Annotated in this window: 28 protein-coding genes; 21 read left to right on the top strand and 7 right to left on the bottom strand. The window is 63.9% G+C overall.

All coding sequences use genetic code 11. The features are described from left to right. Positions 1 to 7 precede the first annotated feature (7 nt). On the bottom strand, positions 8 to 1279 hold the full coding sequence (locus DL544_RS10550) for a site-specific integrase (RefSeq protein WP_005413373.1): 1272 nt from the start codon (positions 1277 to 1279) through the stop codon (positions 8 to 10). Further along, positions 1276 to 1689, bottom strand: coding sequence for a MerR family transcriptional regulator (locus tag DL544_RS10545; protein ID WP_012480230.1), 414 nt, complete (start codon positions 1687 to 1689; stop codon positions 1276 to 1278). Before DL544_RS10545 ends, DL544_RS10550 begins: the two co-directional genes overlap by 4 nt. Before the next feature lie 90 nt (positions 1690 to 1779). Here DL544_RS10545 and DL544_RS10540 point away from each other — a divergent pair, with 90 nt between their 5' ends. From DL544_RS10540 to DL544_RS10510, 7 genes are read left to right on the top strand one after another with little or no spacing between them, the layout of a single operon-like run. Next, positions 1780 to 3738 (top strand): cytochrome c/FTR1 family iron permease, encoded by a 1959-nt coding sequence (locus tag DL544_RS10540; protein WP_043033508.1) that lies wholly within the window; start codon positions 1780 to 1782, stop codon positions 3736 to 3738. A 24-nt stretch (positions 3739 to 3762) separates the two neighbouring features. After that, positions 3763 to 4380, top strand: coding sequence for a cation efflux transmembrane domain-containing protein (locus DL544_RS10535; protein WP_005413376.1), 618 nt, complete (start codon positions 3763 to 3765; stop codon positions 4378 to 4380). Further along, a complete protein-coding gene (locus tag DL544_RS10530; RefSeq protein ID WP_012480228.1) occupies positions 4377 to 4733 on the top strand; it encodes a hypothetical protein in 357 nt (118 codons plus the stop codon). The genes DL544_RS10535 and DL544_RS10530 overlap by 4 nt, the downstream gene beginning before the upstream one ends. Positions 4734 to 4788: 55 nt before the next feature. Beyond that, entirely contained in the window at positions 4789 to 6066 is a 1278-nt protein-coding gene (locus DL544_RS10525; RefSeq protein WP_043033510.1) for a TolC family protein, read from the top strand. After that, entirely contained in the window at positions 6063 to 7013 is a 951-nt protein-coding gene (locus tag DL544_RS10520; protein ID WP_021201906.1) for an efflux RND transporter periplasmic adaptor subunit, read from the top strand. Before DL544_RS10525 ends, DL544_RS10520 begins: the two co-directional genes overlap by 4 nt. Before the next feature lie 8 nt (positions 7014 to 7021). Continuing rightward, positions 7022 to 10213, top strand: coding sequence for an efflux RND transporter permease subunit (locus tag DL544_RS10515; RefSeq protein ID WP_099481972.1), 3192 nt, complete (start codon positions 7022 to 7024; stop codon positions 10211 to 10213). Further along, positions 10210 to 10485, top strand: a complete 276-nt coding sequence (locus tag DL544_RS10510; protein WP_019184735.1) for a hypothetical protein — start codon at positions 10210 to 10212, stop codon at positions 10483 to 10485. The genes DL544_RS10515 and DL544_RS10510 overlap by 4 nt, the downstream gene beginning before the upstream one ends. 15 nt (positions 10486 to 10500) lie before the next feature. Here DL544_RS10510 and DL544_RS10505 read toward each other — a convergent pair whose 3' ends face one another. Genes DL544_RS10505 through DL544_RS21845 form a run of 3 tightly spaced genes read right to left on the bottom strand, consistent with a single transcriptional unit; the run spans position 10501 to position 13155 of the window. Further along, positions 10501 to 11598 carry a UvrD-helicase domain-containing protein gene (locus DL544_RS10505; protein ID WP_043033512.1) on the bottom strand — a complete coding sequence of 366 codons (1098 nt, stop codon included), beginning with the start codon at positions 11596 to 11598 and terminating at the stop codon, positions 10501 to 10503. Further along, positions 11576 to 12427, bottom strand: coding sequence for a TOPRIM nucleotidyl transferase/hydrolase domain-containing protein (locus DL544_RS21850; protein WP_255313115.1), 852 nt, complete (start codon positions 12425 to 12427; stop codon positions 11576 to 11578). The genes DL544_RS10505 and DL544_RS21850 overlap by 23 nt, the downstream gene beginning before the upstream one ends. Positions 12428 to 12435: 8 nt before the next feature. Further along, positions 12436 to 13155: an ATP-binding protein gene (locus tag DL544_RS21845; RefSeq protein WP_255313114.1), complete on the bottom strand. Its 720-nt coding sequence runs from the start codon at positions 13153 to 13155 to the stop codon at positions 12436 to 12438. Between the two features lie 274 nt (positions 13156 to 13429). On the opposite strand from DL544_RS21845, the gene DL544_RS10495 reads away from it, so the two are divergent. Next, on the top strand, positions 13430 to 14482 hold the full coding sequence (locus DL544_RS10495; protein WP_021201903.1) for a DNA-binding protein: 1053 nt from the start codon (positions 13430 to 13432) through the stop codon (positions 14480 to 14482). A 20-nt stretch (positions 14483 to 14502) separates the two neighbouring features. Here the strand turns inward: DL544_RS10495 and DL544_RS10490 are convergent, their stop codons facing one another. Beyond that, complete coding sequence (locus DL544_RS10490; RefSeq protein ID WP_238379596.1) at positions 14503 to 15117, bottom strand: hypothetical protein; 615 nt, start codon at positions 15115 to 15117, stop codon at positions 14503 to 14505. A 450-nt stretch (positions 15118 to 15567) separates the two neighbouring features. Here DL544_RS10490 and DL544_RS22410 point away from each other — a divergent pair, with 450 nt between their 5' ends. The 13 genes from DL544_RS22410 to DL544_RS10425 all read left to right on the top strand — a co-directional run bounded on the left by DL544_RS22410 (position 15568) and on the right by DL544_RS10425 (position 26651). Then, a complete protein-coding gene (locus DL544_RS22410) occupies positions 15568 to 15732 on the top strand; it encodes a hypothetical protein (RefSeq protein WP_237761885.1) in 165 nt (54 codons plus the stop codon). Positions 15733 to 15906: 174 nt separating this feature from the next. Beyond that, positions 15907 to 16326, top strand: a complete 420-nt coding sequence (copL, locus tag DL544_RS10480; RefSeq protein ID WP_012480218.1) for a transcriptional regulator CopL — start codon at positions 15907 to 15909, stop codon at positions 16324 to 16326. A gap of 113 nt (positions 16327 to 16439) precedes the next feature. Next, positions 16440 to 18308 (top strand): copper resistance system multicopper oxidase, encoded by a 1869-nt coding sequence (locus DL544_RS10475; protein ID WP_012480217.1) that lies wholly within the window; start codon positions 16440 to 16442, stop codon positions 18306 to 18308. Continuing rightward, positions 18305 to 19573, top strand: a complete 1269-nt coding sequence (locus tag DL544_RS10470; protein ID WP_005413421.1) for a copper-binding protein CopB — start codon at positions 18305 to 18307, stop codon at positions 19571 to 19573. Before DL544_RS10475 ends, DL544_RS10470 begins: the two co-directional genes overlap by 4 nt. A gap of 12 nt (positions 19574 to 19585) precedes the next feature. After that, on the top strand, positions 19586 to 20356 hold the full coding sequence (locus DL544_RS10465) for a c-type cytochrome (protein WP_005413420.1): 771 nt from the start codon (positions 19586 to 19588) through the stop codon (positions 20354 to 20356). Then, the gene (locus DL544_RS10460; RefSeq protein WP_223224792.1) at positions 20340 to 20885 is read left to right on the top strand and encodes a nuclear transport factor 2 family protein; all 546 of its coding nucleotides are present in this window, start codon (positions 20340 to 20342) and stop codon (positions 20883 to 20885) included. Before DL544_RS10465 ends, DL544_RS10460 begins: the two co-directional genes overlap by 17 nt. A gap of 14 nt (positions 20886 to 20899) precedes the next feature. After that, positions 20900 to 21424 carry a DUF411 domain-containing protein gene (locus tag DL544_RS10455; protein ID WP_012480214.1) on the top strand — a complete coding sequence of 175 codons (525 nt, stop codon included), beginning with the start codon at positions 20900 to 20902 and terminating at the stop codon, positions 21422 to 21424. A 70-nt stretch (positions 21425 to 21494) separates the two neighbouring features. After that, positions 21495 to 21845, top strand: a complete 351-nt coding sequence (locus tag DL544_RS10450; protein WP_012480213.1) for a four-helix bundle copper-binding protein — start codon at positions 21495 to 21497, stop codon at positions 21843 to 21845. Positions 21846 to 22023: 178 nt separating this feature from the next. Further along, positions 22024 to 22407: a copper homeostasis periplasmic binding protein CopC gene (copC, locus tag DL544_RS10445; protein ID WP_005413416.1), complete on the top strand. Its 384-nt coding sequence runs from the start codon at positions 22024 to 22026 to the stop codon at positions 22405 to 22407. 10 nt (positions 22408 to 22417) lie between these two features. Beyond that, positions 22418 to 23347 (top strand): copper homeostasis membrane protein CopD, encoded by a 930-nt coding sequence (gene copD, locus DL544_RS10440; protein ID WP_017354978.1) that lies wholly within the window; start codon positions 22418 to 22420, stop codon positions 23345 to 23347. 247 nt (positions 23348 to 23594) lie between these two features. Further along, positions 23595 to 25688, top strand: a complete 2094-nt coding sequence (locus tag DL544_RS10435; protein ID WP_139728108.1) for a copper-transporting P-type ATPase — start codon at positions 23595 to 23597, stop codon at positions 25686 to 25688. A gap of 61 nt (positions 25689 to 25749) precedes the next feature. Next, on the top strand, positions 25750 to 26025 hold the full coding sequence (locus DL544_RS10430; RefSeq protein ID WP_005413412.1) for a hypothetical protein: 276 nt from the start codon (positions 25750 to 25752) through the stop codon (positions 26023 to 26025). A gap of 74 nt (positions 26026 to 26099) precedes the next feature. After that, positions 26100 to 26651 carry a DUF305 domain-containing protein gene (locus DL544_RS10425; RefSeq protein WP_031269107.1) on the top strand — a complete coding sequence of 184 codons (552 nt, stop codon included), beginning with the start codon at positions 26100 to 26102 and terminating at the stop codon, positions 26649 to 26651. A gap of 29 nt (positions 26652 to 26680) precedes the next feature. Here the strand turns inward: DL544_RS10425 and DL544_RS10420 are convergent, their stop codons facing one another. Then, positions 26681 to 26845: an arginase family protein gene (locus DL544_RS10420; protein ID WP_005995735.1), complete on the bottom strand. Its 165-nt coding sequence runs from the start codon at positions 26843 to 26845 to the stop codon at positions 26681 to 26683. Positions 26846 to 26852: the final 7 nt, after the last annotated feature.

Here is a 26852-nt window from a genome sequence, read left to right as displayed (position 1 = left end):
GAGGGGATCAGTCCCAGTGCCGGCCGTCGTCTGTACTGAGCGACGCTTCCAGGAAGCACTGGTGCGTATCGGCCATGCGGTGCATGTCATCGAGCAACGTGGCCAGGATTTCATCCAGATCCCTTTCGGGATCGGTGGGAGCAGTCAACTGGTACTCGCTGCTGGCGGTGTTCAGGCGCACAGCCTGGAACGGGGCCAAGCAGATCTCTTCAATTCGGCCTCGGGCCTTGGCCGCGCCGCGGCCCGTGCGGGCAAACGGGGTCAGCACCATGCGCAGGCGCAGCTGCAGGGCCGATTTGCCCTCCGGCGCCGGCAGTGCCATCGCCGGTACCGGCACGGTTGGACTGGGCAGGCTTGCTTCAATGCGGTCCCGGGCAAACGGGTCACGCCCGTCCAGGTAACGCATGGCCGACTGCACATCGCGCCAGCCCACGTACTCCATCAAGGCCTTCATGTCCCAGCCTTGGTCGTTGGCCCAGCTGGCAAAGCCGCGGCGCAACGAATGGCTGCTGTGGAGCCCCGCATCGGCAAAGCCTGCACTGGTCAGCAACTCGCGCAGCAGGCGCACCAAGCTGTTGGGATGCAGGCCTTCGGCGCTCACCTGGCCCCATTGGTTGACTGCCCGAAACACCGGCCCTTCTTGCAGGTCGGCCGCCTGCAGCCACGCCTGGGTCGCCTCCACCGGACATAACCGCGACAGCGCCGGCACCTTGTAGGTGACGCCGGCTGCTTGGCGATCACCCTTGCTGCGTGGCAAGAAGCAGGTCATCCCCTGTCCCGGCACCAGCGTGAGATGGGCCACGTCCAGACGCAGCAGTTCATCGCCACGGAATCCCCGCCAGAACCCGAGCAGCACCAGCGCTCGGTCTCGTTGATGGCGCAGCGCCGCCGGCCCATCGCCCCGGGCATGTGCCGCAGCGATCGCCGCGGCCAGCCAGTCATCGAGCTCGACCAGCCGCCGAATCTGGAGCGGCGCGGCTTGCTTGACCTGGCCCGGGTGCAGGGTCTGGATGCCTTTGAGCACCTTGCGCACCAGCGGCGATCGGGTCGGGTCGACAAAGCCGTGGTCGCGGTGCCAAGAGGCGATGGCCGCCAGACGTTGGCGGAGGGTGCTGGTCGCCAAGGTCTGCGCATAAGCGGCCAGGTACCGGGCCACGCTGTCAGGTGTCGCTGGGAGGTGGCCTTGCCATTCAACCTCGAAGTGCCGCAGCGCCGACGCATAGCTGCGCACCGTGTTCTGGCGCGTGGCCGCATCGAGGTAGCGGTCCAGTTCGGTCACTGGCGCGTGGCCTCCACCGAGGTCGTCTGGCGCAGCGTCGACAGGATGGTGCATTCCGCCCGCTGCCCGCCATGGCAACTGGCAATCACCCGTTCCAGCTCGCTGGCCATGCGCTGCAGGTCGGCCATGCGGGCGCGCACGTCGGCCAGATGGCTGCGGGCCAACCGGTCCACGTCCCCGCACGAAAGCTCCTCATCGCCGGCCAGCTGCAGCAGGCTGCGGACCTCCTCCAGGCTGAAGCCCAGGTCCCGGCCACGCGCAATGAAGCGCAGCCGCTCGATGTCGGCCGGGCCATAGACCCGGTAGCCGTTGCCCGTGCGCCCCGGGCGCGGCAGCAACCCGATCCGCTCGTAATAGCGAATCGTCTCCAAGTGGCATCCGCTGGCGTCGGCAGCCTCACTGATTTTCATTCGTAGTACGCTTGACTCCGTAGTAGCTACGGACTTTACGCTGAACCCGTATCCGCCGCCACTCCGGCCGCGGCGCTGCATGTGACGACCATGCCACTGCCCATCGCCTTGATTCGCTACTGCCTGATTGCCTTGCTGATCGGCTGGGTTCTGCCCGCTTCTGCTCAGGCGGAGCCTGCCGCAGCAGACCTGCGCCAAACCTGGCAGATGCTCGATTACATCGCGGTCGACTACCCCGGCGCGGTCCAGGCCGGTCGCGTAATTGCCCCCAACGAATACGCCGAAATGAGCGAGTTTGCCGGCGCCGTGCGCAGTCAGCTGGCAGCATTGCCCAGTGGCCAGAACCAGCAGGAGCTGACGGCCCAGGCCGACCGCCTGGTCCAGGCGGTGGCAGAGAAGGCCGACCCGGCGCAAGTGGCAACGTTGGCGCGCGGGCTCGGCACGACGCTGTTGGCCCGCTACCCGATCGGCGCTGTTCCGGCGAGCGCGCCGAAGACCTCCCAGGCCGCGTCCATCTACAGCCAGCAGTGCGCGGCCTGTCACGGCCCCACAGGTCACGGTGATGGCCCCGCCGCGCAAGCGTTAAGTCCGCCGCCGATCGCGTTCACCGATGCCACTCGCGCCGCGCAGCGAACGCCGCTGTCGTTGTACGAGGTCATTTCCCAGGGTGTGCCGGGTACCGGCATGGTCAGCTTCTCTGGGCTGTCAGAAAGTGATCGCTGGGCGTTGGCATTCTATGTGGGCAGCTTGGGGTACTCCTCGCAAGCCAAGGCTCAAGGTGAGGCGTTATGGCGCACCAGTGCCGAGGCCCATACGCACATTCCCTCGCTCGAAGCGCTGACACGCACGCGAGAGGCCGATCTTGCCACCACGATGCCCGCCGATCAGGCAAACGCGATCATCGCCTACCTGCGTTCGCAGCCACAGGTAGTAAACGAAGCGGTACCAGGAGCCGATCGCTTTGCGGTGGCGCGGCAGCGACTGGCCGCCAGCCAGCGCGCTTACGCTGATGAGGACCTGGCTCAAGCCAAAAAGCTTGCGCTCTCGTCCTATCTGGATGGTGTAGAGCCGCTTGAACCCACGCTGGCCACGCGCAATCCGTCATTGCTGCGAGAGATCGAGACGGCCATGGCAGGCTACCGCGCGCAGCTGGATCAGCATGCGCCCGCGGCTGACGTTGCCGGGCAGGCAGCGCAAATTGCCCAGCTGTTTGATCGCGCGGACGTGGCGCTGCAGGACACCCGAATAGGCGCCAGCACCGCGTTTCTAGGCAGCTTTACCATCTTGGTACGCGAAGGACTGGAAGCGCTGCTGATCGTGATTGGTATCGTGGCGTTCTTGCGTAAAGCCGAGCGGTCTGATGTGTTGCCGTATGTGCATGCGGGTTGGATCTGCGCGTTGTTGGCAGGCGCAGCTACCTGGGCGGTGGCCACTTACTTTGTTGATATCAGCGGTGCGAACCGGGAAGTCACTGAGGGCGTCTCGGCCTTGTTCGCTGCCGCTGTCCTGCTCAGCGTAGGCATCTGGATGCACCAAAAGAGCCTTGCAGGGCGGTGGCAGGAGTACCTGCACGCCAAGCTGACGACTGCGCTGACACGGCGCTCGGCTGTTTTCCTGTTCATGCTGGCCTTTGTCGCGGTGTACCGCGAGGTGTTTGAGACGATCTTGTTCTACATCGCGATGTGGAGCGATCAGGCGTCCACCGCCATCCTCGCAGGCCTGGCGGCGGGAATCGCGGTGTTGGCTGCGGTGGCGTACTGGATGCTGCGCATGAGCAGGCGGCTGCCGATTGGCCGGTTCTTTTCGATCAGCTCGATTCTCATCGCGGTGATGGCGGTCATCCTGATCGGTAAAGGCGTGGCCGCGTTGCAGGAAGCGGGCTGGATCTCTCAAACACCGCTCGCGTTGCCGCGCATCGAGTGGATCGGCCTGTATCCCACCTGGCAGTCGCTGCTGGCGCAGGTATTGGTAGGCACCGCCGCCATCGTGGGGTTCCTCGCCAATGCCCGTTCCGGTGTGCGTAGACAGCCAGGCGCAAACAAGCAATGAAACAACACAGCAGAGGACCAAGACATGAGTGATTGCGGGTGCCACCACGAAGCCAAGAACAAGGAGGAGCGACGCATCCTCTGGATCGCCTTGGTCCTGAATGCAGCGATGGCCGTGATCGGCGGCATTGCCGGCTGGATTGCCCATTCCACCGGGCTGCTGGCTGACGCGCTGGACATGCTGTCTGACGCCACCGCCTATGCCATTGGCCTGGTCGCTATCGGGCGCACGGCGCGCTTCAAGGCCAACGCCGCGTGGGTCAGTGGCAGCGTGCTGCTGGTGCTGGGCGTAGGCGTGCTGGTCGAAGTCGGCCGCCGGGTGATGTACGGCGCCGAGCCGGTCAGCGGTTGGATGATCGGTACCGCTCTGGTCTCGCTGGCCGTGAACCTGAAGGTGCTCCGTATGCTCGCCCCCTTGAAGTCTGGCGAAGTGCATCTGCGAGCGACCTGGCTGTTTACCCGCGCCGATGTGGTGGCCAACGTTGGGGTGATTCTGGCCGGCCTGTTGGTGTGGTGGCTGGCCAGCCCCTACCCGGATTTCGTGATCGGCGCCCTGATCGGCCTGTATGTGATCAAGGAGGCTTTCGAGATCTTGGGTGATGCTCGCCGGGCGCGTGCCGACGCGCGCAAAACGCCTGCATGACAGCGCTTGGCCGGCTGAGCTGTGGCCTGCGCTGGCTGCTGCTGGCGCACTTGGCCGTGGGCCTTGTGACGCAGCCGGTGCTGGCAGTGGTTGGCGAGCTCCATGCTCAAACCCATCTGGCCGCGGCCGACCATGACCCGGCAGTGGCATCACCAGCTTCCGAGCGTGGCGTAGACGCCGCGCTGCACCGGCTACAGCAGCTGGTGCTGTGCTGTAGCCAGGCCGCGCCGGCTCCAGAAATAGTGTTGGCCATTGCTCATATCGGCCGGCATTGGCCGTCGGCGACAGCCCATGCGGACAGATATCGGCATGAGCACCTGCTCGCGCCGTTCCGGCCGCCGATCGCAGGGTGATGCGCGCCGGCGTGCGCCGGATCCCTGTTGGCTATCGAAAATTCTGGAGTACTTCATGCATGTGCGATTGGCGGCCCTGGCCGCGTGGCTACTGTTGAGCGCGGCGGCAACGCCGGCGACAGCAGAAGAGCTGATGACCTTGGACGACGCGTTTGCACGCGTGGCCCAAACCCACCCCGAGCTGCGCCTGGTCGATGCGCGAGCCACGGTGCTCGCTGCCGAGCGCGACCAGGCCGTGCAGCGGCCACCGTGGACGTTGGGGGCGGAGGTTGAAAATGCGCTGGGCACGGGCGCGGCCCGTGGCCTGGACAGCGCGGAGTTGACCTTGAGCCTGAGCTCGGTCCTGGAGCGCGGCGGCAAGCTCGACGCCCGCCGCACCTTGGCCCAAAGCCGGATTGATGCACTGGCCGTGCAGCGCGAGACCAGGCGGCTGGACCTGCTCGCCGAGACGGCGCAGCGCTATTTGGCCGTTGTCGGTGCCGACCGGCAACGCAGCCTGACGAACATGGATGTCGGCCAGCGCCAGCGGACCGTCGCCGCTGCCCGGCAGCGCCTGCAGGCTGGCGCGTCTCCCGAATCGGTGATGCTCACCGCACAAGCAGCACTGGCGAGAGCAGAGTTGACCCGTGATCGGGCCGAGCAGCAGCGCATTGCCGCCCGGCAGCACCTTGCTGCCCTCTGGGGCGAACGTGCTCCGAGCTTCGAGGTGGCCGCGGCGGATCCCATGACCCTGCCGGCGATCGCGTCCATGCAGTCGCTGGCCGAGGAATTGGAGCGCACTCCCGAGTTGGCGCAGTTTGCCGATGCCCGCCGGATCGCGCAGGCACGACTGCAGCTGGCGCGTTCGGCGGCCTCGCCGGACTTGTCGTGGCAGCTGGGCGTGCGCCGCCTGCAGGAGACTGACGACACCGCGCTGGTGGCCAGCCTGTCCATGCCACTGGGCAGCCGCAGCCGCGCGCAGCCGGAGATCCGCGCCGGCGAAGCCGAGCTGGAGGTTCTGACGATCGAGCGCGAGGCCAAGGGCCTGTCGCTGTATTCCACGCTGGTCGAAGCCCATGGTCGCTACACCGTGGCGCAGGCCGAGGTGGCACGGCTGCAAGGCGAGGTGCTGCCGAAGTTGGCCCGGGCTGAGAAGGCCGCCGAGCGCGCCTATCGCGCCGGCGCGATCAGCTACCTGGAATGGGCACAGCTGCAGTCCGAACGCACGGCCATGGCCCAGCAGCAGCTGGACGTGGCGCTCGATGCGCAGCGCGCCCTGATCGAAATTCAACGCCTGACCGGCCAAGCGCTTGTCGCGCCGCCGGCGGCTGCTTCCACCGGAGAGACCCCATGAATCGCTTTTCTTGGACCGCACTGGGCATGGCCCTGATGATGCTGGCCGCCTGCAACGCGTCGGCCCCCAACGAAGCGTCCGAAGGCGGCGCCGCCGCTGAGGGCGAAGAGCACGGCGAGCACGAGGAAGCGCCGCTGGAAACCAAGATTGCCGCCAAAGCTGCGCAGGCAGCGGGTATCCAGGTCGCACCGGCAGGCCCCGGTGAGATTGCTGACGAGCATGAGGTGCAAGGGCTGTTGACCCCGATTGACGGTCGCATCGCGCAGGTCACGGCACGCTTCCCCGGACCGGTCCGCTCCGTGCGTGCGGGCGTGGGTGATCAGGTACGGGCCGGCCAGGCACTGGCCACGGTAGAGAGCAACCTGAGCCTGACCACCTATACCGTCACCGCGCCGATCAGTGGCGTGGTCATGGCGCGCACGGCCGCCGTAGGCATGGCCGCCGCTGAGGGCGCGCCGCTGTTTGAGGTCGCCGACCTGTCCACGCTGTGGGTGGACCTGCACATCTTCGGCGCCGACGCCCAGCACATCGGTGCTGGCGTGCCGGTGACGGTTACCCGCTTGAGCGATGGCGTCACCGCACAGACCACCTTGGAGCGCGTCCTGCCCGGCACCGCCACCGCCAGCCAAAGCACCATTGCGCGCGGCACGGTGGCCAACACCGATGGCCTGTGGCGGCCGGGGTCGGCGGTCAAGGCGCGGGTCACCGTGGATCGCCAATCGGCAGCGTTGGTGGTGCCGATCACGGCGCTGCAGACCGCAGAAGACCAGGACGTGGTCTACGTGCAGCAGGGCGAAACCTACCACACCCGGCCGGTGAAGCTGGGGCGCCGCGACGCCGAACGCGCCGAAGTGCTGGAAGGCCTCAAGGCCGGTGAACAGGTGGTGGTGGCCCAAAGCTTCCTGATCAAGGCCGACATCGAAAAGTCCACCGTGGAAGAAGAATGAGGCCCGCCATGCTCGAACGCCTCATTGGGCTGTCCATCCGCCATCGCTGGCTGACGCTAGTGCTCACCGCTGCGCTGGTTGCGCTGGGCGTGTGGAGCTACCGTCACCTTTCCATTGACGCCACACCCGACATCACCAACGTCCAGGTCCAGATCAACACCCAGGCCCCGGGTTACTCGCCGCTGGAGGCCGAACAACGGGTCACCTTTGCCATCGAAACGGCCATGGCCGGTCTGCCCAAGCTGGACTACAGCCGCTCGCTGTCGCGCTACGGGCTTTCGCAGGTCACCGTCGTCTTCAAGGACGGCACCGACCTGTACTTTGCCCGCCAGCAGGTCGCCGAGCGCCTGCAGCAGATCGCCTCCCAGCTTCCCGAAGGGTTGGACCCGGAAATGGGGCCGATCTCCACCGGGTTGGGCGAGATCTTCATGTACACCGTGGAGGCCGAGCCCAACGCTCGCAAGCCCGACGGCACCCCGTACACGGCCACGGACCTGCGCACCCTGCAGGACTGGGTGATCCGGCCGCAGCTGCGCACCACGCCCGGCGTCACCGAGGTCAACACCATCGGCGGCTTCGAGCGGCAGATCCACATCACTCCCGATCCAGCTCAGTTGGTGGCGCTGGGCTTCACGTTGAACGACGTGGTCGCCGCGGTCATGCGCAACAACCAGAACATCGGCGCCGGCTACATCGAGCGCAACGGACAGCAGTTCCTGGTGCGCGTGCCGGGCCAGCTAGCCAATCTGGAGGCAATCGGCAACATCGTGCTGGACCGGCGCGATGGCGTGCCCATTCGGGTGCGCGACGTCGCTAGCGTGGGCGAAGGCAAGGAGCTGCGCACGGGCGCGGCCACCCAGAATGGCCACGAGGTCGTGGTCGGTACCGCCTTCATGTTGTTCGGCGCCAACAGCCGGGAAGTCTCCCAGGCGGCCGCGGCCAAGCTGGATGCCGCCAACGCCAGCCTGCCTGCCGGCGTCCATGCCAAGGCCGTCTATGACCGCACCGCGCTGGTGGATCGCACCATCGGCACGGTGTCCAAGAACCTGATCGAGGGCGCGCTGCTGGTGGTGGTGGTGCTGTTCCTGCTGCTGGGCAATGTGCGCGCCTCGTTGATCACCGCGGCGGTGATCCCGTTGGCGATGCTGTTCACCATCATCGGCATGGTGCGTGGCGGCGTGTCGGGCAACCTGATGAGCCTGGGCGCGCTGGACTTCGGCCTGATCGTGGACGGGGCGGTGATCATCATCGAGAACTGTCTGCGCCGGTTCGGCGAGGCGCAGCACGCGCTAGGCCGCCAGCTCAACGATGAAGAGCGCTATGACCTGACCGCCTCGGCCACCGCCGAGGTGATCCGTCCCAGCCTGTTTGGCCTGGGCATCATCGCCGCGGTCTACCTGCCGATCTTCTCGCTGTCCGGGGTAGAAGGAAAAATGTTCCACCCGATGGCGATCACGGTGGTGCTGGCCCTGACCGGCGCCATGGTGTTGTCGCTGACCTTCGTGCCGGCGGCGATCGCCAGCTTCCTGCGCGGCCGTGTGGCTGAGCACGACAACCGCCTGATGCGCTGGTCGCGTGCCCGTTATACGCCGCTGCTGGATTGGGCCCTGCGTCGGCGCGTGGTGGTGCTGGCCGGCGCGGCCGTGCTGGTGGTGGGCTGTGGCGTGCTGGCCACCCGCTTGGGTTCGGAGTTCGTGCCGAGCCTGGATGAGGGCGACATCACCTTGCAGCCCATGCGTATTCCCGGCACCAGCTTGGAGCAGTCGGTGGCCATGCAGGAAACGCTGGAGAAGCGCCTGGCCCAGTTCCCGGAGGTGGCCAACATCTTCTCAAAGATCGGCACCGCCGAGGTGGCCACCGATCCTATGCCGCCGTCGATGGCCGACACCTTCCTGATGCTCAAGCCCCGCGACCAGTGGCCCGACCCGCGCAAGCCCAAGGCCGAGCTGGTGGAAGAGCTGGAGGCGGCGGCCAAGGAAATCCCGGGCAGCAACTACGAGTTCACCCAGCCCATCCAGATGCGCACCAACGAGTTGATCTCCGGCGTCCGTTCGGACGTGGCGGTCAAGGTCTACGGCGACAACCTTGACCAGTTGACGCGCCTGGCCAGCCGGGTCGAGCGGGTCATGCGTAGCGTCCCCGGCGCCGAAGACGTCAAGGCCGAGCAGGTCTCCGGCCTGCCGCTGCTGACCATCACGCCAGATCCGGCGGCATTGGCACGGTATGGCCTGAACCCGGGCGATGTGCAGGAAACGGTGGCCACCGCCATTGGGGGCAGTGTTGCCGGCCAGTTGATCGAGGGCGACCGCCGCTTCGACCTGGTCGTGCGCCTGCCCGAAGCGCAGCGCCAAGACCCCGCTGTGCTGGCAGATCTGCCCATTCCGCTGCCGGCAAGCACCAGTGTCGATGAGTCCAGCCGTCTGGCCGCCGGCGCCAATGGGGGGCCTCGCACGGTGCCGCTGCGGGAAGTGGCGAAGATCCAGGTAGAGCGCGGGCCCAATCAGATCAACCGCGAGAACGGCAAGCGCCGCGTGGTGATCACCGCCAACGTGCGCGAGCGCGATCTGGGCGGGTTCGTCGGCGAGTTGCGCACACGCATCGGCCAGGATGTCGCGCTTCCAGAGGGCTACTGGATCGATTACGGCGGCACCTTCAAGCAGCTGATCTCGGCCACCCAACGCCTGGGCGTGGTCGTTCCGGTGACACTGGCGTTGATCTTCGCTCTGCTATTCATGGCCTTCGGCTCGGCCAAGGATGCGGCCATTGTGTTCAGTGGCGTGCCGCTGGCGCTGACCGGCGGTGTGCTGGCACTGGCTCTGCGCGGGATTCCGTTGTCGATCTCTGCCGGCGTGGGCTTCATCGCGCTGTCGGGCGTGGCCGTACTCAACGGGCTGGTCATGATCGCCTTCATCCGCCGTCTGCGCGAACAGGGCGATCCGCTAGACGACGCTGTGCGCGACGGCGCCCTTGGACGCCTGCGACCGGTGTTGATGACCGCCCTGGTAGCCTCGCTGGGCTTCCTACCCATGGCCTTGAATGTCGGTGCTGGCTCGGAAGTGCAGCGGCCGCTGGCCACTGTCGTCATCGGCGGCATCGTCTCATCCACCGCATTGACCTTGTTGGTGCTGCCGGTGCTCTATCGTTGGCTGCATCGCGACCGAGCTCCCCGCGCCGGTAGCACTGCTTTGGAGTCCCCATGAACGAGCTCAACCTGGAACAGGTCCGTGCGGCGATGTTTACCGACCCGGGCGTGAAAGCGGTGGACGACCTGCGCCTGGTCGCCGGTGAGCATGGCCGTGCGATCGCGGCCACCATCACGGTCGCGGCGCCCTCGGTCGACCTGGACCTGGTGCATGCTGTGATTGCCCAGGTCCTGGCCGATCAATTCGGCATCGATCAGATCATGCTGTGTTTCAACGACCCGGGCCCGGTACCGCCGCCGCCCACCGCGGCGCCGTTAAAGAAGATGTGATCGCAGCCCCTGGCTCTATGCGTCTGCGCTGGCAGGCGCATAGAGCTGATGACCCGGCAACGCGCACGCGCCGGCATACACAAAGGCCACGCTTTGCCGCGCCCGGGTGAAGGCCACGTAGTATTTCGGCGGCGCGGTGATACGCGCTGCATCGGCCGTGCGCAGGTACTGCGTCAACGGCCCGTTCGGAAAGATGAGGACCCGACTGTAGGTGCGGCCCTTGCACTGCCCAAAGTTCACCGCCGGCAGTCCGTCGCACGCCTGCCGCCGGTCATGCCGGAGCACGGTGGGGGCGAACTCCTGCATGTACGCGGCCACATCCCCTGGAGCGACGAGGTAGATGCCATCGTGTCCGGTGACCTCGCCATTGCCTGATTGGGTCCGCGGCATCTGCGGATAGAGCGTGTCAGCCATATCGCACAGGGCCTGGACGCAGCGCAGACTGGTGAGGCGGTGATCCAGCCGGCATAAGCCGTCGGCCTCCCAAATCTGAAACAGCGCTGCCAGATTCGGACCACGGTATTGGCTGTACCTTTGCGCATAGTTGGTCGCATACGTGGCTTGGCGCGTATCGCCTACCAACGTGATGGCAATCTCGCTCTTCAACAGCCGTTCGACCAGATCCAGATCAAAGCCGGCCAGATCCTGGACTTCGTCGATGTAGAGCTCGTCGTACATCGCCGCCAATCGCGCCACGACCTGGCCTTGGGTCAGCTCATCGCAGCGCACAGCGAAATCGGCCGCTCGGTCCGAATACATCCGGTTGCCCGCCAGGTAGTGGCGCGCCACCTGGGTGCGTGGGGCGCGGTTGTTGGTGACACCTTCTACGAACAGGATGGTCTCGATGCGAGGCTCAGGGCAAAGCGCAGCCTGGTACGGGCGAATGCACTGGCGCAGCAGAAAGCCATACCAGCTGTGCAAGGTGACATGCGCGGGGACCGCGCCTGCGTGGGCCTCAAACGAGCGCCGGATCTCTTCCAGGTTTTCCAGCGTGTAGGTGACAATCGCGATGCGGCGCTCAGGTCGCTCCAAGGCCTGCCGGACCAGCAACGTGGTCTTGCCCGAGCCGGCTGCCGAGAGCAGGACCCGGTTAGGTGATGGCACGCTGGACATAGTCCGGGAACCTGATCGAGTGCGGGCTATTGAAAATCGCCAAGGCCGTATCGGTCTTATGGCCCTTCATGTACTTGAGCAGCGCCACCTCATCGGCAAAGGCCTTGCCCAGCACGGTATTGAGTTCGGCCAGCGAGTTGGCTTTGATCAGCTGCTCTTCCAGCGAAGGGGCGCTCTCGTCGGAATCGTAATAGATCGCGTTGATGTGCTCGGCATAGCGCTCTTGCACAACTGCGATATCACCGTCGTTGTCGGTGATCACCTTGGCCTGAATCCTCAGTCGATCGGCAATCTGCAAGAAGCGTTTGAATGCCAACGACTTGACCGAAATGATGTCTACGCCGTGAGCCATCGGCGCCACGCCGTGATGGTCACTGTAGGCACGCTGCACGATCAGTTCGTCGGAAGGGCCTTCCACCAGGATCGCCTGCTTGGCCAGGATCAACCGCAGCGTGTCGTGGCCCGGCAGCTTCATGAAATAGTCGTGGGTATCGCTGGGCAGCTGGTCCAGCTTCATCTGGCCTTGCGCGCTGAACAGGATCACGTTGTCCACGCCCAGCTTGTTCAACACGAAGCTGCTGTGGGTGGCGATGATCACCTGCTGGGCGGTGGAGAGGGCCGCAATCTTGTCGATCAGCTGGGTCATGCTGGAATAGGACAGATGGTTCTCCGGCTCCTCGATCAGCAGCACGTGAGCCGCGCCGGCCGCGTGCATCGCCAGCTTCATCTTCACCGCGCTTTGCTCGCCCTTGCCGGCCTGGGTGAACGGGAGCTCATCCAGGTAGGGTGACAGGCTGGTTTCCCACGTTGAGCGCGGCGATGTGTCCACGCCTACCGTCAATGCCCTGTGGCTGATGTCCCGGTGTGCTCGGTCAAGTAGGCATTGATCGCTGCCACATCCGCTTCTTCGGAAAAGCTCTGCCGCATGCGGCGGAAGCTCAGCGACAGCGAGACGCGCTGCGCAGGCGTCAGTGCCTGCTCGATGATGCCGGCGATATAGCGATCGGCACCGGACAAGGTCTTGATGCCGTGCGTGTCGATGATGGTCGAGTCGAACGGAATACTACGGGCGGTGACGCCATTGTTGGCGAAGGAGTACCAGCGCACCGTGTAGTACTCCACCGGCAGGCTGACCGCGCCCTGGTGCTGCTGCAGGTAGGCGTTGAACTCCTCGCGGTAGTCGTCGTTGAGCTCGACCAGCAGCCGGATGCCGGCGGTATCCAGACGCAGGGAGTTGTTGGTGCCGCGTAACGACGCCAGCGCGGCGTCGGCGCCCAGATAGGCTTCGATGGAGATCCGTGGCGGCGAGGCCGGCGTGCCCGTGGCAAGCGCTCCCAAGTACTCCTGCACCGTGGGCTGGTGGAACAGGTAGGGCGTGAGCTCGTAGGCAAGATTGCGCCCATGCAGCTGGCCGGTGACCACCGCGTGGATGGCCTCCAGCAGGGTGGATTTACCGACCTCGTTGTCGCCCACCACCAGGTTCATGTGGGCATTGAGGGGCAGGTCCAGATGGCGAAACGACTTGAAGTTGTCGATGACGATACGTTCGATCGGCATGCACAGTCCTATGATGGCCAACGGGCTCGGTGGCGGAGCCTGCCTGCACCCTGGCTGGCCTCCTTTCCGCTCTGGGCCATACTACCCAGCGATCGCCGGCCCTGGGCGGTTTCGTACTGCTTGGGACGCCGGGAAGGGTCAGAATCCGCCTTACGCGGGATAATTCAATATTATCCCGTATAACTATTTTCGCCGACGAGCGGTCGTCTACCTGCTTTAATAGTATGTAATTACATGGTATGTAATACATTACGAAATAAAGTGAGGTGGCACGATGGCGCGCGCAGGACTCTATAAGAGTGACGTCCAGAAGGCGCGCGACGCGCTGCTGGCCCAACGCAAGAAGCCGTCAGTCGACGCGGTGCGAGTGGCCTTGGGCAACACGGGCTCCAAGACCACGATCCACCGCTACTTGCGTGAACTGGAAGGAGAGGAAGGCGGCGGTCCGGCGAGGACGGTAGCCGTTAGTGATGCTTTGCAGGACTTGGTTGCGCGCTTGGCCTCGCGGCTCCAGGAGGAAGCAGAGGCCATCCTCACCCAGGAGCGTGAGCGCCATCAGGCTGAGCTCCACAGTCGGCAACAGGCGCTTTCCGGTGCCCAAGAGGAGGCTGCCGCCTTGAGCAGTCGGCTGCAGCGCACCGAAGCAAGCCTGCACCAAGAGCAAGCTGCTCACGCCCTCCTTCAACAGAATCTAGGTGACAGGATCGCGGAAATCGCCCAGTTGAACGAGCGCATCGCTGGCATGACGGTGCGGCTGGCTGATCATGAGGCGCATACGCGTTCTCTGGAGGACAAGCATGCCCATGCCCGGGAAGCGCTTGAGCACTACCGCACTTCAACCAAAGAGCAGCGTGAGCAAGAGCTTCGCCGTCACGAGCATCAGGTCCAAGAGCTGCAAGTAGCCTTACGTCAGGCCAATGAAGCCTTGGGCGCGAAGAATCAGGAGCTGTTGGTGCTGAACCGCGACAATGGTCAATGGCTGGAGCGCCACGGGCGGATTGAGCGTGAGCTTGCCCAGCTACGACAGGCCCACGAAGGCCAACACAGCGAGGTCGTGGCGTTGCGCCAGACCGCGACGGACTATTTGGCACTGCAGGAGCGCTGGAAGACTGACGCCAAGACCTTGGATACCATGCGCAACGAGCTAGCTCAAGTTCAAGACACCCTTGCGCGGGAGCGTGAGCGCCGCGAGAGCGCTGAAGCCGATGCGTTGCGTGCCAATGCACGTCTTGAAGCGCTAGAGCCTCTACTGAATCAACTGACGCCAGCACAAAATGCGGTGAAGAAAACTCGGCGCGGCCATGCGCAAGATGGGGGAGCCGACTGACGAGGCTGCTCGTTTGTCTGCTAGCGGCTGGGGTGGCGCTCACCTGTCCAGTACGCCCATTCCATAGGGACGACCCAATCTACAAACAGTTTGGCTACTGAGGACTCCGGTGCCAAATGATAGGGCTTGAACATGCCTTGCTCGGGCGAACTGGTCATCAGGTAGCGCAGGCGCTTCTGGACCTCCTGAAAGATGGCTTCCCGCACATGGGCGCTGTCGTGCACGCCAAGACGCATCGCCACCGAGGCACCTTGGCGTACCGCCGCCCAGCAGCAGTAACGCCACCGCGCGATCGGCAAGCCCCGCGGTCCGGATTGAAAGACGAACCCCACATCACGTGCCCAGCCTGGGTCGAAGTGATGTTTGAGCAATTGCTGCTCCAGAAACTGCTCGGTCTCCCAGAGTGCAAGTTCATCCCACAGCTCCAGTTTCGCGTCCGCCAAGTCTACATCGTGTGCCATATCGCCGAGTTGGTCTTCCAGCACCGGGAGCAGGTGCCTGCGCTCGTGGGTAGACCAGGCGAAAGCCCATTGCAGATCTTCGATGGGCGTGACCTCGGCATCGGGGCGGATCTGCCATCGATCCGCTGGCCAGGGAACTTGGATCAAGGCCAAGTCTCGCAGCGTGTCCAGCACCAGCAAGGTGGAGCGGCGTGTGGGCGCCACCGGTAGGCGTCGTAGCTGCGCGGCTAACAGTGCGGCTAGGAAAAGGGTGCCACGAAGGCCCAACTCCTCGATGCTGGCGACCCCAGATGGCGTCATTGACGAGGTTCCGGGCATGCGGTTTCCGGGGATGAGGGAGCGGCGTGGCTCCTGGGGGGGGGCGGCGCTACCGGTGTCGCCGGTTGCCTCAAAGCTAAGAATATCTTAGTATGCAAGGCTGGGTACATCCGCCATCCTTATGGGGTCTCCATGGGGTGCGCGCGTGACTTTGTCCGTCGACTCAACACCGACCTTCGCTCGACGCCTCAAACAAGCCCGCCTGCACACGGGTTTGTCGCAGAAGGAGTTGGGCATCCGGGCCGGTCTGGATCCTCACGTGGCCAGCCCCGAATCAACCAGTACGAGCGTGGCAAGCACGAGCCCATGCTGGAGATTGCTGAGCGGTTGGCCCAAGCGTTGGGGATCCCCGCCGCCTTCCTTTACACCGACGATGATCTGCTGGCCAAGTTGCTCCTGCGCTGGGGCTCGCTAAGCAAGCAGCAGAAGCGCGAGTTGGTGAAGCTGATCGAGGCCACGCCCGAGAAGTAAACCGAACAAGCGCTCGCCCTATGGGCAACTCTTCGCCTCAACCCGCCCTTTGGGCGCTTCTGGAGGGAGCTGCAGTGTCCGCGGCTAGTGCGACTGACAAGTCGCGACATCTCAGGCTTACTTGAGATTTTGTTCACGACCGATACACACGCGCCTTGTCTAAAGTGATATACCATGTCGCCCGTGTCAGCCTCCTCACTTCTACTGCGACTGTTCCTGATCGCCATGCTCGTGCTTAACGGCGCGTGGTCGGCGTTTGCGTCCGTCAGTATGAACCCGGTCATGGAAGAGCAGGCCAGCGAAGTGGCTGCCGCGGTGCAAGTCGACGAAGACTGCTTCGCCCATCACAGTGCTGAGCATCATCCCGATGCCACATCGATTGAAAAGGCTGGCACTGGGCATGGCGACCATGCCGGTCCCGACTGTTGCAAGTCTTCTGCGTGCCGGTGCGCCTGCGTACACGCTTGCGCGAGCGCACTTCCTGCGCGCCTGCATGTTTCGGTGCAACTGGCCTTGGGCCTGGATGTCATGCCGCTGCCCCTAGGGCATGCGGCACCTGCCTTGCCTCATCTGATCCGACCACCGATCGGCTAAGCGTCCCTAGGCGCCGCAATGGCGCCGTTGGTGTGGCTTGCATGCCTGTTTAGGCCAGCCGCCCGCTCTGTACCACCGCCCGCCGGTGGCAACACGACGCTTGGAGCATTTTCATGTCGCATGATGATTTTCGTGGTCCACGCGGTGGACCGCTGCTGCCTTCGCGGCGGCGATTTGTCCAAGGCTTGGCCTTGGGAGGCGCAGTCGCAGGATTAGGTTTCTGGCCCAAAGCCAGTTGGGCGCTCAAGGGGCCGGGACAACCCAACGTACTATCGGGCACTGAGTTTGACCTGACCATTGGCGAGACGCCGATGAACTTCACCGGCAAGACCCGCACCGCGATCACGGTCAACGGGTCCGTTCCGGCGCCGTTGCTGCGGTGGCGGGAAGGCACCACGGTCAACTTGCGCGTCTCTAATGCATTGCCCGCTAACTCCATCCATGGCGCGGACACCTCCATCCATTGGCACGGCATCATTTTGCCGGCCAACATGGACGGCGTGCCGGGTCTGAGCTTTGACGGTATCGGACGTGGTGAGACCTACCACTACCGGTTCACCCTGCATCAGGGCGGAACCTACTGGTACCACAGCCACTCAGGGTTCCAGGAACAAGCCGGGCTCTATGGCCCGATCGTCATCGACCCATTGGAGCCGGAGCCCTTCAGTTTCGATCGCGACTACGTCGTGATGCTGAGCGATTGGACAGACCTGGACCCGACGGCCCTGTTCGATCGTTTGAAGAAGATGCCGGGCCATGACAATTACTACAAGCGCACGGTCGGCGATTTTGCGCGCGATGTGAAGCGCAACGGCCTGTCGGCCACGTTGGAAGATCGCAAGATGTGGGGCGTGATGCGGATGACGCCCACGGACCTGTCCGACGTCAACGCCAACACCTACACCTACCTGATGAACGGCACGACCTCACTGGGCAACTGGACCGGTTTGTTCCGCAGTGGCGAGAAGGTGCGCCTGCGTTTCATCAATGGCTCTGCCATGACGTACTTCGATGTGCGTATTCCGGGGCTGAAGATGACCGTGGTGGCGGCAGATGGCTTGTATGTCCATCCGGTTTCCGTCGACGAGTTCCGCATCGCGGTAGCAGAAACCTTCGATGTGATCGTGGAGCCCTCCGGGCAGGACGCATTCACCATCTTTGCCCAAGACTCCGGTCGCACCGGCTACATCAGCGGCACGCTCGCTGTGCGCGAAGGATTACGCGCGCCCGTTCCGTCTGTGGATCCCCGGCCGCTGCTGACGATGGCAGACATGGGCATGGATCATGGGTCGATGGATATGTCTGGCGGCAGCAAGGGCATGGAAGGCGGCTGTGGTGCGGCCATGGGCATGCCTGGCATGACCCCACCTGTCAGCGGTAACGCGACCTCGGCCCATGCAGGCCATGCGATGCCCGCCGCCGGCGATGGTGCCATGGCAGGCATGCAGCACGGGGGCATGCAATCACACCCTGCTAGCGAGACCAACAATCCCCTGTTGGACAACCAAGCCATGAGCGTGAGTTCGCGCTTGGATGATCCGGGCAATGGCCTGCGCGATAACGGCCGTCATGTGCTGACGTATTCCATGCTCAAGAGCACCTTTGAAGACCCTGACGGACGCGACCCCGGTCGCGAGATCGAGCTGCATCTGACCGGACACATGGAGAAATTCTCCTGGGGCTTCAACGGTCAGAAGTTTTCCGATGTCGAGCCGCTGCGGCTGAACTACGGCGAGCGTATGCGCATCGTATTGGTTAACGACACGATGATGACCCATCCCATCCATTTGCACGGCATGTGGAGTGACGTGGAGGACGACAACGGCAACTTCATGGTGCGCAAGCACACGGTGGATATGCCGCCAGGTAGCCGACGCACGTATCGCGTGCGTGCCGATGCGTTGGGCAGCTGGGCGTTCCATTGCCACCTGCTTTATCACATGGAAGCCGGAATGATGCGCACGGTGAGGGTCGACGAATGAACATCAATAGACGCGATACCACCCTGACTGCGCTGACGGCTATCTCGCTGGCCCTGGCCAATGCGGCCAGCGCCCAATCTATGCAGCACGGCTCCATGCAGATGGAGCAGGGCGCGCAGACCCAGACTCAGGATCACTCTGCACATCAGGCACCGACATCAAAACCTGCGCCAGCCCAAAAGCCTGCAACACCGGCCAAGACGAGCGAAGCGACGATCGATCATGCGGCGATGGGCCACGCCGAGCCGCAGGCTAACGCAGCCGAGCCTGCCATGCAGGGCATGGACCATTCGCAGATGGGGCACGGCTCGCCCGCGAGCACACCTGCGGCGCCCACAGCGCAGGCGCAGTCGATGCAGGGCATGGATCACAGTCAGATGGCACAGCCCGCTGCAGCCGACACCTCCGGCACGGCCACGCCTGCGATGCAGGGGATGGACCATTCGCAGATGGGCCATGATTCGCCCGCGCCCGCTACACCAGAAGCGGGAATGCAATCGATGGAGGGCATGGACCACAGTCAGATGGGACACGGGCCTGCAGCGCCAACGCAGCCGCGCACCCCGATTCCCGCGGTGACGGACGCGGATCGCAAGGCGGCCATCGCGCCGGAACACGCGCATCCGGTGCATGACAACTCGATCAAGAGCTACGTGCTGCTCAATCGCCTGGAAACCTGGGATGCCGATCCGGGCACCGGGCTGGGCTGGGAGGGCCAGGGCTGGATCGGTACGGACCTCAATCGCGTCTGGCTCCGCAGTGAAGGCGAACGCACGGATGGTCAGACCGAGTCGGCTGATCTGGAAGTGCTTTACGGCCGCAGTATCTCCACGTGGTGGGATGTGGTGGCCGGTGTGCGTCATGACTTCAAGCCTGGGGCATCGCAGAACTTCGCCGCTATCGGTGTACAGGGCTTGGCGCCGATGAAGTTCGAAGTGTCCGCCACAGCCTATCTCGGCGAAGGGGGCCAGACTGCCGCCAATGTCGAGGCCGAGTACGAATTGCTGCTAACCAACCGGCTGATCTTGCAGCCGCTGGTGGAAGTCACCGCCTATGGCAAGAACGATCCATTGCGCGGGATAGGTTCGGGTCTGAGTGCCGCTGAGGCGGGGCTACGACTTCGCTATGAGTTCACCCGAAAGTTCGCTCCCTACATCGGCGTGGTGTACGAGCGCGCGTTTGGCAATACCGCAGACATGCGACGCGAGCATGGCGAGTCCTTTGAAGACACGCGCTTGGTCATCGGCCTTCGTACCTGGTTCTAAGGGGAACTGACAATGAAATCCAACAAAAAGATGTGGGTATGGCTCGGTGCCGGCGTGGCATTGGTTGCGGTGGTCGCAACCGCCACGCTCTCTCTGGGCGTGTACAACGTGGCCGCCGACGATCCGCATAGTCGCCCGGTGTATGCGCTACTTGAAACGGCGCGCGAGCGTTCCATTGAGGTGCGCGCCGCCAAGCTTCAGCTACCCACGAACCTTGATGATCCTGAGCGTATCCGCCAGGGTGCGGGCAACTACAACGCCATGTGCGTGACCTGCCATCTTTCACCAGACGCGGCGGCCACCGAGATGAGCAAGGGCCTGTACCCCGCGCCACCGAACCTAAGCAAACAGCCGGTCGCTCCAGCTGAGGCGTTCTGGGTGATCAAGCACGGCATCAAGGCCAGCGGCATGCCCGCTTGGGGCGGCAGCATGGACGATGAGTTCATATGGAACATGTCGGCCTTCCTGCAGAAGTTGCCCACGCTGGACGCGACTGCGTACAAGGAACTTGTCGACAGCAGCGAGGGCCATTCGCATGGCGGCGGCGAGACGCAAGGCCACCATGACGACGAAAAGGCCGAGGATCACCCTGCCTTATTCGAGCCGGGCAACAACTCCATGCCGCATGCGCACCCGCCGGGCGTGGACGACGATCACCACGGCCCGACACCCAGCGACACGGAAGTCGGGTTGGTGAGCCACGGCCATCCCGACGGCAAGGTGGAGTCGCACCCTGCACCACACACGCCCGTGGCCGATGACGGCCATGCGCACCCCCATTGATCTTCTTGGAGCCCACGCAATGAACGCAACAGCAATCTCGTTCACCCTCGCACTGGCACTGGCCGTCGTGTCCCCCGCAATGGCGCAGGCGACACAGCCGCACGCACATCACCCCGCTGCCGCGGCATCTGCGGACGTCGACGTCCCAGTCACTGCAGAGGCCGCGGTCGCCGTAGCGGAGCGTTTCAACAGGGCCCTGTCTAGCGGCGATCTGGCCACGGTCGAAGCCCTGCTCGCTGCCGACGTTCTCATCCTCGAGTCCGGGGGCGCCGAACGCAGCCGCGAGGAATACATGGGCCATCACGCAGTCAGCGATGCGGCGTTCCTCAAGGGCGCCCATCGCCAGCTGCTCCGTCAGCGCGCACGAGCCGCTGGCGAGTTCGCGTGGGTCGGAACCGAAAGCGAGTTGCATGCCCAGAAGGACGGCCAGCCACTGACCGTCCAGAGCGACGAGACGATGGTGCTGAAGGAGACCGCGGACGGCTGGCGGATCGTCCACATCCACTGGTCCTCGCGGACCAAGCGCTGAGTCGAGAGATTGAAATGACTACGCTCACATTGCACCGTCTGACTTTTGTGGTCCTTGCCGTGGCTGGTCTGGGTGCTTGCACCCAGGATGCTTCATCCGCGCAACCCACAACCTCGCCCTCCGCACAGGTTGTCGTCCAATCAGCCGACGCGACTCCAGCAGCCCTGCCACGCATGACCGTCCACAAGACCCCGACCTGCGGGTGCTGCGGTGTCTGGATCGACCACGTGCAGAAGGCGGGATTCACCGTGGATGTGCACGACATGGATGACCTGGGTCTGGTCAAGGAGCGGTTGGGTGTCCCCTATGCAAAGGGCTCCTGCCACACGGCCGAGATCGGCGGATACGTCATCGAAGGCCACGTTCCGGCCGCGGACATCAAGCGTCTCCTCGAAGAAAAGCCGAACGCACGCGGCCTGGTCCTCCCAGGGATGCCGCTTGGTTCTCCGGGCATGGAGGTCCCGGAGGGACGCCAGCAGCCGTTCACGGTCGAGCTGATACATCGCGACGGAACCACTGAACCGTTCGCACAGCACTGATCCGTCGCAGCAACAGGGGACGGTGTTGCGGGCGCGCCGATTCTCGCCCGCGAGGAAGAAGGAGAACTACATGACTCACCATTCCGCAGCACACCGGCCCCAGGCCATGAACGAGTGCATCGACAACTGCACGCAATGCCATGCGATCTGCCTGGAGACCATCAACTACTGCCTGACCAAAGGAGGTGTTCACGCGGCCCCGGAGCACATCGCCCTGTTGGCGACGTGTGCCGATACCTGCGCAACCAGTGCCGACGCGATGCTGCGCGGTGCCAGCGTTCACGACGTGGTTTGCGGTGCCTGCGCGGAGATCTGCCGCCAGTGCGCCGATGCATGCGACGCCATGAACGACCCTGAGATGACGCGCTGCGCCGAAGTTTGTCGCCGCTGCGCGGAAAGCTGCAGCGCCATGGCAGCGTAATGCGTCGAGGATCCCGCCTGAGCCGGTGGGATCCTCGTCTCGCGAAAGCGGAAGTATCAAGAAAATCCGACAAATCGTGGTTTCAGTGACAGTCCGACATCTAACGCTTGTCGCATCGAACACAGCGCGGCCCCTCCCGAACGGGCTTTGCATCACATTCCAATGAGGATTTATCCATATGAAGTCGTCCAACGTCATTCGCTCCTTCGCGCTCGTCCTCGCAATCGCGGCCGGGCAGTTTTCGCTGCAGGTCGCGCACGCCCACGCCGCGCTGCAGCAGTCCACACCGGCGGCAAATGCGGTGGTGGCCTCGCCAGGCCAGATCGATCTCGTGTTCAACGAGACATTGATTCCGCGGGCGTCGCGTCTCAAGTTGCTCATGAAGCACGGCAGTTCCACCATGCCGATCGAGAATTTCACGACCGAGATCGTCAACAACGGCAAGACCCTGCGTGCCAAGTTGCCTGGACCGCTGGCTCCGGGCGTCTATACCGTGGAATACCGCGCCGTCGGTGGTGACAACCACCCCATGCCGGGCAGCTTCAGCTTCACGGTGCGCTGAGGAGTCGCGAATGTTCGACCTGTCGGCTTATGCACTGAGATTCTTGGAATACCTTGTCATCATGGTTCTTTTCGGGGTTCCACTCTTCGGTTGGTACGGGTCGCGTCGATCGGCACTCGCCGACGCCTTGGCCGGGTGGTCACTCATGGGCGTTCTATTGGCGGGTGCCGTAGCCGGTCTCGTGCTCACCGGGCTCGATGTCGTCTTCAAGACCGCGGGCATCATGGGAATGCCGCTTGCCGAGGTTGATCGCGCATCGCTTGGCTGGTATCTGCTCGAGACGTCCGCGGGCCGGGCAGCCATGGCGAGAGGCGCGCTGCTGGTCGCCCTGATGTTCGTGCTCGGATGGCATCGTCGCCGCGGGAAGGTGGAGACCGCCTTCCCGCTGGGGGCGATGCTGGCGGGCGGCGCACTCGCTTCGCTGGCATGGAACGGCCACGCCGCCGCTGGCGAGGGCTTGGCAGGCGCGGTCCGGCTTGCTGCAGGCATCGTCCATCTTCTCGCGGCAGGCGGCTGGATCGCAGCGGTCCTGATGTTCCTTGCCATGCTGCTGCGCGGCAAAGAGACGAACGGCAGCGGGCGTCTGCGATCAACGCATGACTTTCTGCATGGTTTTTCGACGCTGGGAACGATCTTCGTTGGTGCGCTCATCGTGTCCGGCATCGCGCACTACGGGGATCTCACCGCGTGGTCGTTTTCGGCCCTGTTCCAGAGCACCTACGGGAAGTTGCTGCTTTTCAAACTGGCCCTGTTCGCTGGAATGCTGGGTTTGGGAGCGCTGCACCGATGGACGCTGGTGCCGCGCTTGGAACGAGCGCTGACCAGCGGAGATCCCGCGCAGGAGGTGCGGGCTTTGCGGCAGAGTGTTACGGCTGAGGCCGCGCTGGCCATCTTGATCCTGATTGTTGTTTCAGTGCTCGGGACGCTCAGCCCCGAATAGCTGTGTAACCCGCAATGGCACACTGCCTTGGCAGTCCATCCCCACTAAAGCGAGCATCGGCATGAACTCACCGTCGTCCCATGACCATCACCATTCTGCAGGCGCAGCCCCTGTCGAGGCTGCGGATGGACGGGTCATCACCAATCCCGTCCGCTATACGGACGATGCTCCCCAGCAAGTTGAAGTGACCGCCCCAGCAGCGGTGGCCCAACCCAGCGGTACCCACGCCACGGTCTACACCTGCCCGATGCATCCGCAGATTCGTCAGCCAGGTCCCGGCACCTGTCCGATCTGCGGCATGGCGCTGGAGCCGGAGATGCCCTCGCTGGAGGAGGACGACAATCCAGAGTTACGCGATTTCACCCGAAGGTTCTGGTGGACGTTGCCTTTGACGTTGATCGTCCTGGTCTTGGCCATGCTGGGACACCGTCTGCCCGGCTTGTCCACGCAGGCGCGCACCTGGATTGAGCTCGTGCTGAGCGCCCCGGTGGTGCTCTGGGCGGGGTGGCCTTTCTTTGAGCGCTGCCTACAGTCCATCGGCAATCGCAGCCCCAACATGTGGACGCTGATCGGCATCGGCGTGGCCGCCGCGTTTGGCTACAGCGTGGTGGCCACCGTGGCACCGGACCTGTTTCCGGACTCTTTCCGCGAGCATGGACGGGTAGGGGTCTACTTCGAGGCGGCAGCGGTCATCGTCTCGCTCACCCTGCTCGGACAGCTGCTGGAACTGCGGGCGCGTTCCAAAACCTCGGCGGCCATCAAGTCCCTGCTGGGATTGGCGCCCAAGACGGCTCGCCGCGTCAAACCCGATGGGGGCGAAGAGGACGTTGCGCTGGATCACGTGCACGTGGGTGATCTGCTTCGCGTACGACCGGGCGAGAAGGTGCCGGTCGATGGGGAAGTCATCGAAGGCCGCGCCAGTGTCGATGAGTCGATGCTGACCGGTGAACCCATTCCGGTGGAGAAGGCTGTCGGTGATCACGTTATAGGCGCCACGCTCAACGGGACGGGCGCCTTAGTCATCCGGGCGGACAAAGTCGGATCCGGGACGGTACTGGCGCAGATTGTGCAGTTGGTAGCCCAAGCCCAGCGCTCCCGCGCGCCGATGCAGCGTATGGCGGACAAGGTGGCGTACTGGTTTGTCCTGGCCGTGCTGGCCACGGCGGTGCTCACGTTCTTCGGATGGGGTCTGTTTGGACCCGAACCGTCCTGGACCTTTGCCGTCCTCAATGCCGTATCGGTTCTGATCATTGCTTGCCCGTGTGCCTTGGGTTTGGCTACCCCCATGTCGATCATGGTCGCCACTGGCCGCGCTGCGCAGGTCGGGGTCCTGTTCCGCGATGCTCAGGCGATCGAGCAGCTACGTCTGATCGACACGTTGATCGTGGACAAGACCGGTACGTTGACCGAGGGGCGTCCAGCCTTTCGCGACACGCTCTCCAACGCCGGCTTCGACGCCGATCAGATCCTTTGTTTGGCCGGCAGCTTGGAGCAGGGCAGTGAGCACCCCTTGGCCGAGGCCATCGTGGCTGAAGCCCAGCGACGTGGCTTGAACCTGGTGGCCGCCCAAGATTTTGATTCGCTCACCGGCCAAGGCGTCCGCGGGCGCGTGTCCGATCAGGATGTCGTGCTCGGCAACCAAAGCCTGATGGCGTCGGTTGGCGCCGATGTAGCACCTTTGCAAAGCAGCGCCGAGCGTCTTCGGAAAGAAGGCGCTAGCGTGATGTTCCTGGCGGTCAATGGTCGGTTGGCCGGCGCCATTGCGGTGGCTGATCCCATCAAAGCCACGACCTTGCCTGCCTTGAACCTGCTACGTGCCGATGGCCTGCACGTGGTGATGGCCTCCGGTGACGCACAGGCGACGGCCGAGGCCGTGGGGCGCACGCTGGGCATCGAGGATGTGCGTGGTGGCGTCAAGCCGCAGGACAAGGCCGACCTGGTCCAGCAACTCAAAGCCCAGGGTCGTCGCGTGGCCATGGCTGGCGATGGCATCAACGATGCGCCGGCCCTGGCGGCAGCCGATGTGGGCATCGCGATGGGGACGGGCACGGATGTGGCCATGTCCAGCGCCCAGCTCACCCTGGTCAAGGGTGATTTGAGGCGCATCGTGCAAGCCCGTGCCATCTCGTCTTTGACGGTGGCCAATATGAAGCAGAACCTGGGCTTCGCCTTCGTCTACAACGCCATCGGCGTGCCTATCGCCGCCGGCTTGCTGTATCCCAGCTTTGGCCTTTTGCTCAGTCCGATGATGGCGGCCCTGGCCATGAGCCTGAGCTCGGTTTCGGTGGTCACCAATGCCCTGCGTTTGTCCGGCTCCACCGTTGTTGCCACCCCCCCCTGACCGCGCCGATGAGCCTGCGCGCGGCCATTCCTGTCACTGATATCCCACAAGGAGTACTGCAATGAAGCGTTATGCCTCCCTCTCGATGATGGCCTTGTTCCTGATGGCGGGCGCGGCCTTCGCCGGCGGCCAGACCACCACGCCCACCACCGACCACGGTCAGCACAAGCCGGCGGCGGCCGATGCCGATTTCACCAAGCTCGATGCCAACAAGGACGGCTCGCTGTCCAAGGAAGAACTGGCCAAGCACAAGCTGGCGCCGCACTTTGGCATGCTCGATAGCAACAAAGATGGCAAGCTGAGCCCGCAGGAATTCGCTGCCGGCAAGGGTATGTAAGTGTTCTCAGCCCGGGAGCTGTTCCAACAGTTCGCGGGTTCTTCCGCCGTTCTGCCATTCCCACGGAGATTGTTATGTCCTCTTCGCACGGTACGCACGAAAACGCGCAAGACCCGCAGTCCCAGCACGCAAAACCGCACGCCTCACACCAACCTGCCCACCAGGCACAACAAGGGCATCAAGGCCATTACGGCCGCCTGTTGTTGATGATGGGCCTGTCTTTCGTGGCCATGTACGCATTGATGTACGCAATGGTCGATCAGTGGGCTAACGTCTATAACAACGTGAACCAGTTCTACATGGCGGGCCTGATGGCCGCTCCCATGCTGCTGATCGAGCTGTGGCTAATGTCCAGCATGTACCCCGATCGCCGACGCAATCTGATTCTGGCTGGTCTGACGGTGGCGTTCATGCTGTTCTGCTGGTGGGGCATTCGCACTCAAGCAGCGGTCACTGACAAACAGTTCATCCGTTCGATGATTCCCCACCACGCTGGCGCCATCCTGATGTGTGAGGAGAATCGTCTGAAGGATCCTGAGTTGGTGAAGCTCTGCCAGGACATTATTACCTCGCAGACACAGGAGATCGCGCAAATGAAGCAGTTGCTGGCTGAGCGTTCCCATTAGCTCACTGCCTTTTGCCAGCCGATATCACTTCACTGAGCCTGCGCACTGACCATTCGGTGGATCAAACGCGCGGCCACACGTGCGGTGGCTTGATCCGGATCCAGGGGCGGACACAGTTCCGCCACGTCGACCACACGTACCTTGCCCGAGGCCATGACCAGATCCAGCAGGGCTTCCAGGACCTCCAGACTCACCCCGCGT

It is taken from the genome of Stenotrophomonas sp. pho (assembly GCF_006228405.1).
Lineage (GTDB): Bacteria > Pseudomonadota > Gammaproteobacteria > Xanthomonadales > Xanthomonadaceae > Stenotrophomonas > Stenotrophomonas sepilia.
This window is presented reverse-complemented; position numbering and strand designations above follow the sequence as displayed.

Bases quoted from the DNA above. Each gene is read 5' to 3' on its own strand.
- DL544_RS10515 (WP_099481972.1), top strand. From the start codon at position 7,022: ATGCTCGAACGCCTCATTGGGCTGTCCATCCGCCATCGCTGGCTGACG.
- DL544_RS10510 (WP_019184735.1), top strand. From the start codon at position 10,210: ATGAACGAGCTCAACCTGGAACAGGTCCGTGCGGCGATGTTTACCGAC.
- DL544_RS10495 (WP_021201903.1), top strand. From the start codon at position 13,430: ATGGCGCGCGCAGGACTCTATAAGAGTGACGTCCAGAAGGCGCGCGAC.
- DL544_RS10435 (WP_139728108.1), top strand. From the start codon at position 23,595: ATGCATCCGCAGATTCGTCAGCCAGGTCCCGGCACCTGTCCGATCTGC.
- DL544_RS10470 (WP_005413421.1), top strand. From the start codon at position 18,305: ATGAACATCAATAGACGCGATACCACCCTGACTGCGCTGACGGCTATC.
- DL544_RS10430 (WP_005413412.1), top strand. From the start codon at position 25,750: ATGAAGCGTTATGCCTCCCTCTCGATGATGGCCTTGTTCCTGATGGCG.
- DL544_RS10520 (WP_021201906.1), top strand. From the start codon at position 6,063: ATGAATCGCTTTTCTTGGACCGCACTGGGCATGGCCCTGATGATGCTG.
- DL544_RS10460 (WP_223224792.1), top strand. From the start codon at position 20,340: ATGCGCACCCCCATTGATCTTCTTGGAGCCCACGCAATGAACGCAACA.
- DL544_RS10505 (WP_043033512.1), bottom strand. From the start codon at position 11,598: ATGTCCAGCGTGCCATCACCTAACCGGGTCCTGCTCTCGGCAGCCGGC.
- DL544_RS10455 (WP_012480214.1), top strand. From the start codon at position 20,900: ATGACTACGCTCACATTGCACCGTCTGACTTTTGTGGTCCTTGCCGTG.
- DL544_RS10425 (WP_031269107.1), top strand. From the start codon at position 26,100: ATGTCCTCTTCGCACGGTACGCACGAAAACGCGCAAGACCCGCAGTCC.
- DL544_RS10525 (WP_043033510.1), top strand. From the start codon at position 4,789: ATGCATGTGCGATTGGCGGCCCTGGCCGCGTGGCTACTGTTGAGCGCG.
- copL (WP_012480218.1), top strand. From the start codon at position 15,907: ATGTCGCCCGTGTCAGCCTCCTCACTTCTACTGCGACTGTTCCTGATC.
- DL544_RS10540 (WP_043033508.1), top strand. From the start codon at position 1,780: ATGCCACTGCCCATCGCCTTGATTCGCTACTGCCTGATTGCCTTGCTG.
- DL544_RS10530 (WP_012480228.1), top strand. From the start codon at position 4,377: ATGACAGCGCTTGGCCGGCTGAGCTGTGGCCTGCGCTGGCTGCTGCTG.
- copC (WP_005413416.1), top strand. From the start codon at position 22,024: ATGAAGTCGTCCAACGTCATTCGCTCCTTCGCGCTCGTCCTCGCAATC.
- DL544_RS10545 (WP_012480230.1), bottom strand. From the start codon at position 1,689: ATGAAAATCAGTGAGGCTGCCGACGCCAGCGGATGCCACTTGGAGACG.
- DL544_RS10535 (WP_005413376.1), top strand. From the start codon at position 3,763: ATGAGTGATTGCGGGTGCCACCACGAAGCCAAGAACAAGGAGGAGCGA.
- DL544_RS10450 (WP_012480213.1), top strand. From the start codon at position 21,495: ATGACTCACCATTCCGCAGCACACCGGCCCCAGGCCATGAACGAGTGC.
- copD (WP_017354978.1), top strand. From the start codon at position 22,418: ATGTTCGACCTGTCGGCTTATGCACTGAGATTCTTGGAATACCTTGTC.
- DL544_RS10465 (WP_005413420.1), top strand. From the start codon at position 19,586: ATGAAATCCAACAAAAAGATGTGGGTATGGCTCGGTGCCGGCGTGGCA.
- DL544_RS21845 (WP_255313114.1), bottom strand. From the start codon at position 13,155: ATGCCGATCGAACGTATCGTCATCGACAACTTCAAGTCGTTTCGCCAT.
- DL544_RS10475 (WP_012480217.1), top strand. From the start codon at position 16,440: ATGTCGCATGATGATTTTCGTGGTCCACGCGGTGGACCGCTGCTGCCT.
- DL544_RS22410 (WP_237761885.1), top strand. From the start codon at position 15,568: ATGCTGGAGATTGCTGAGCGGTTGGCCCAAGCGTTGGGGATCCCCGCC.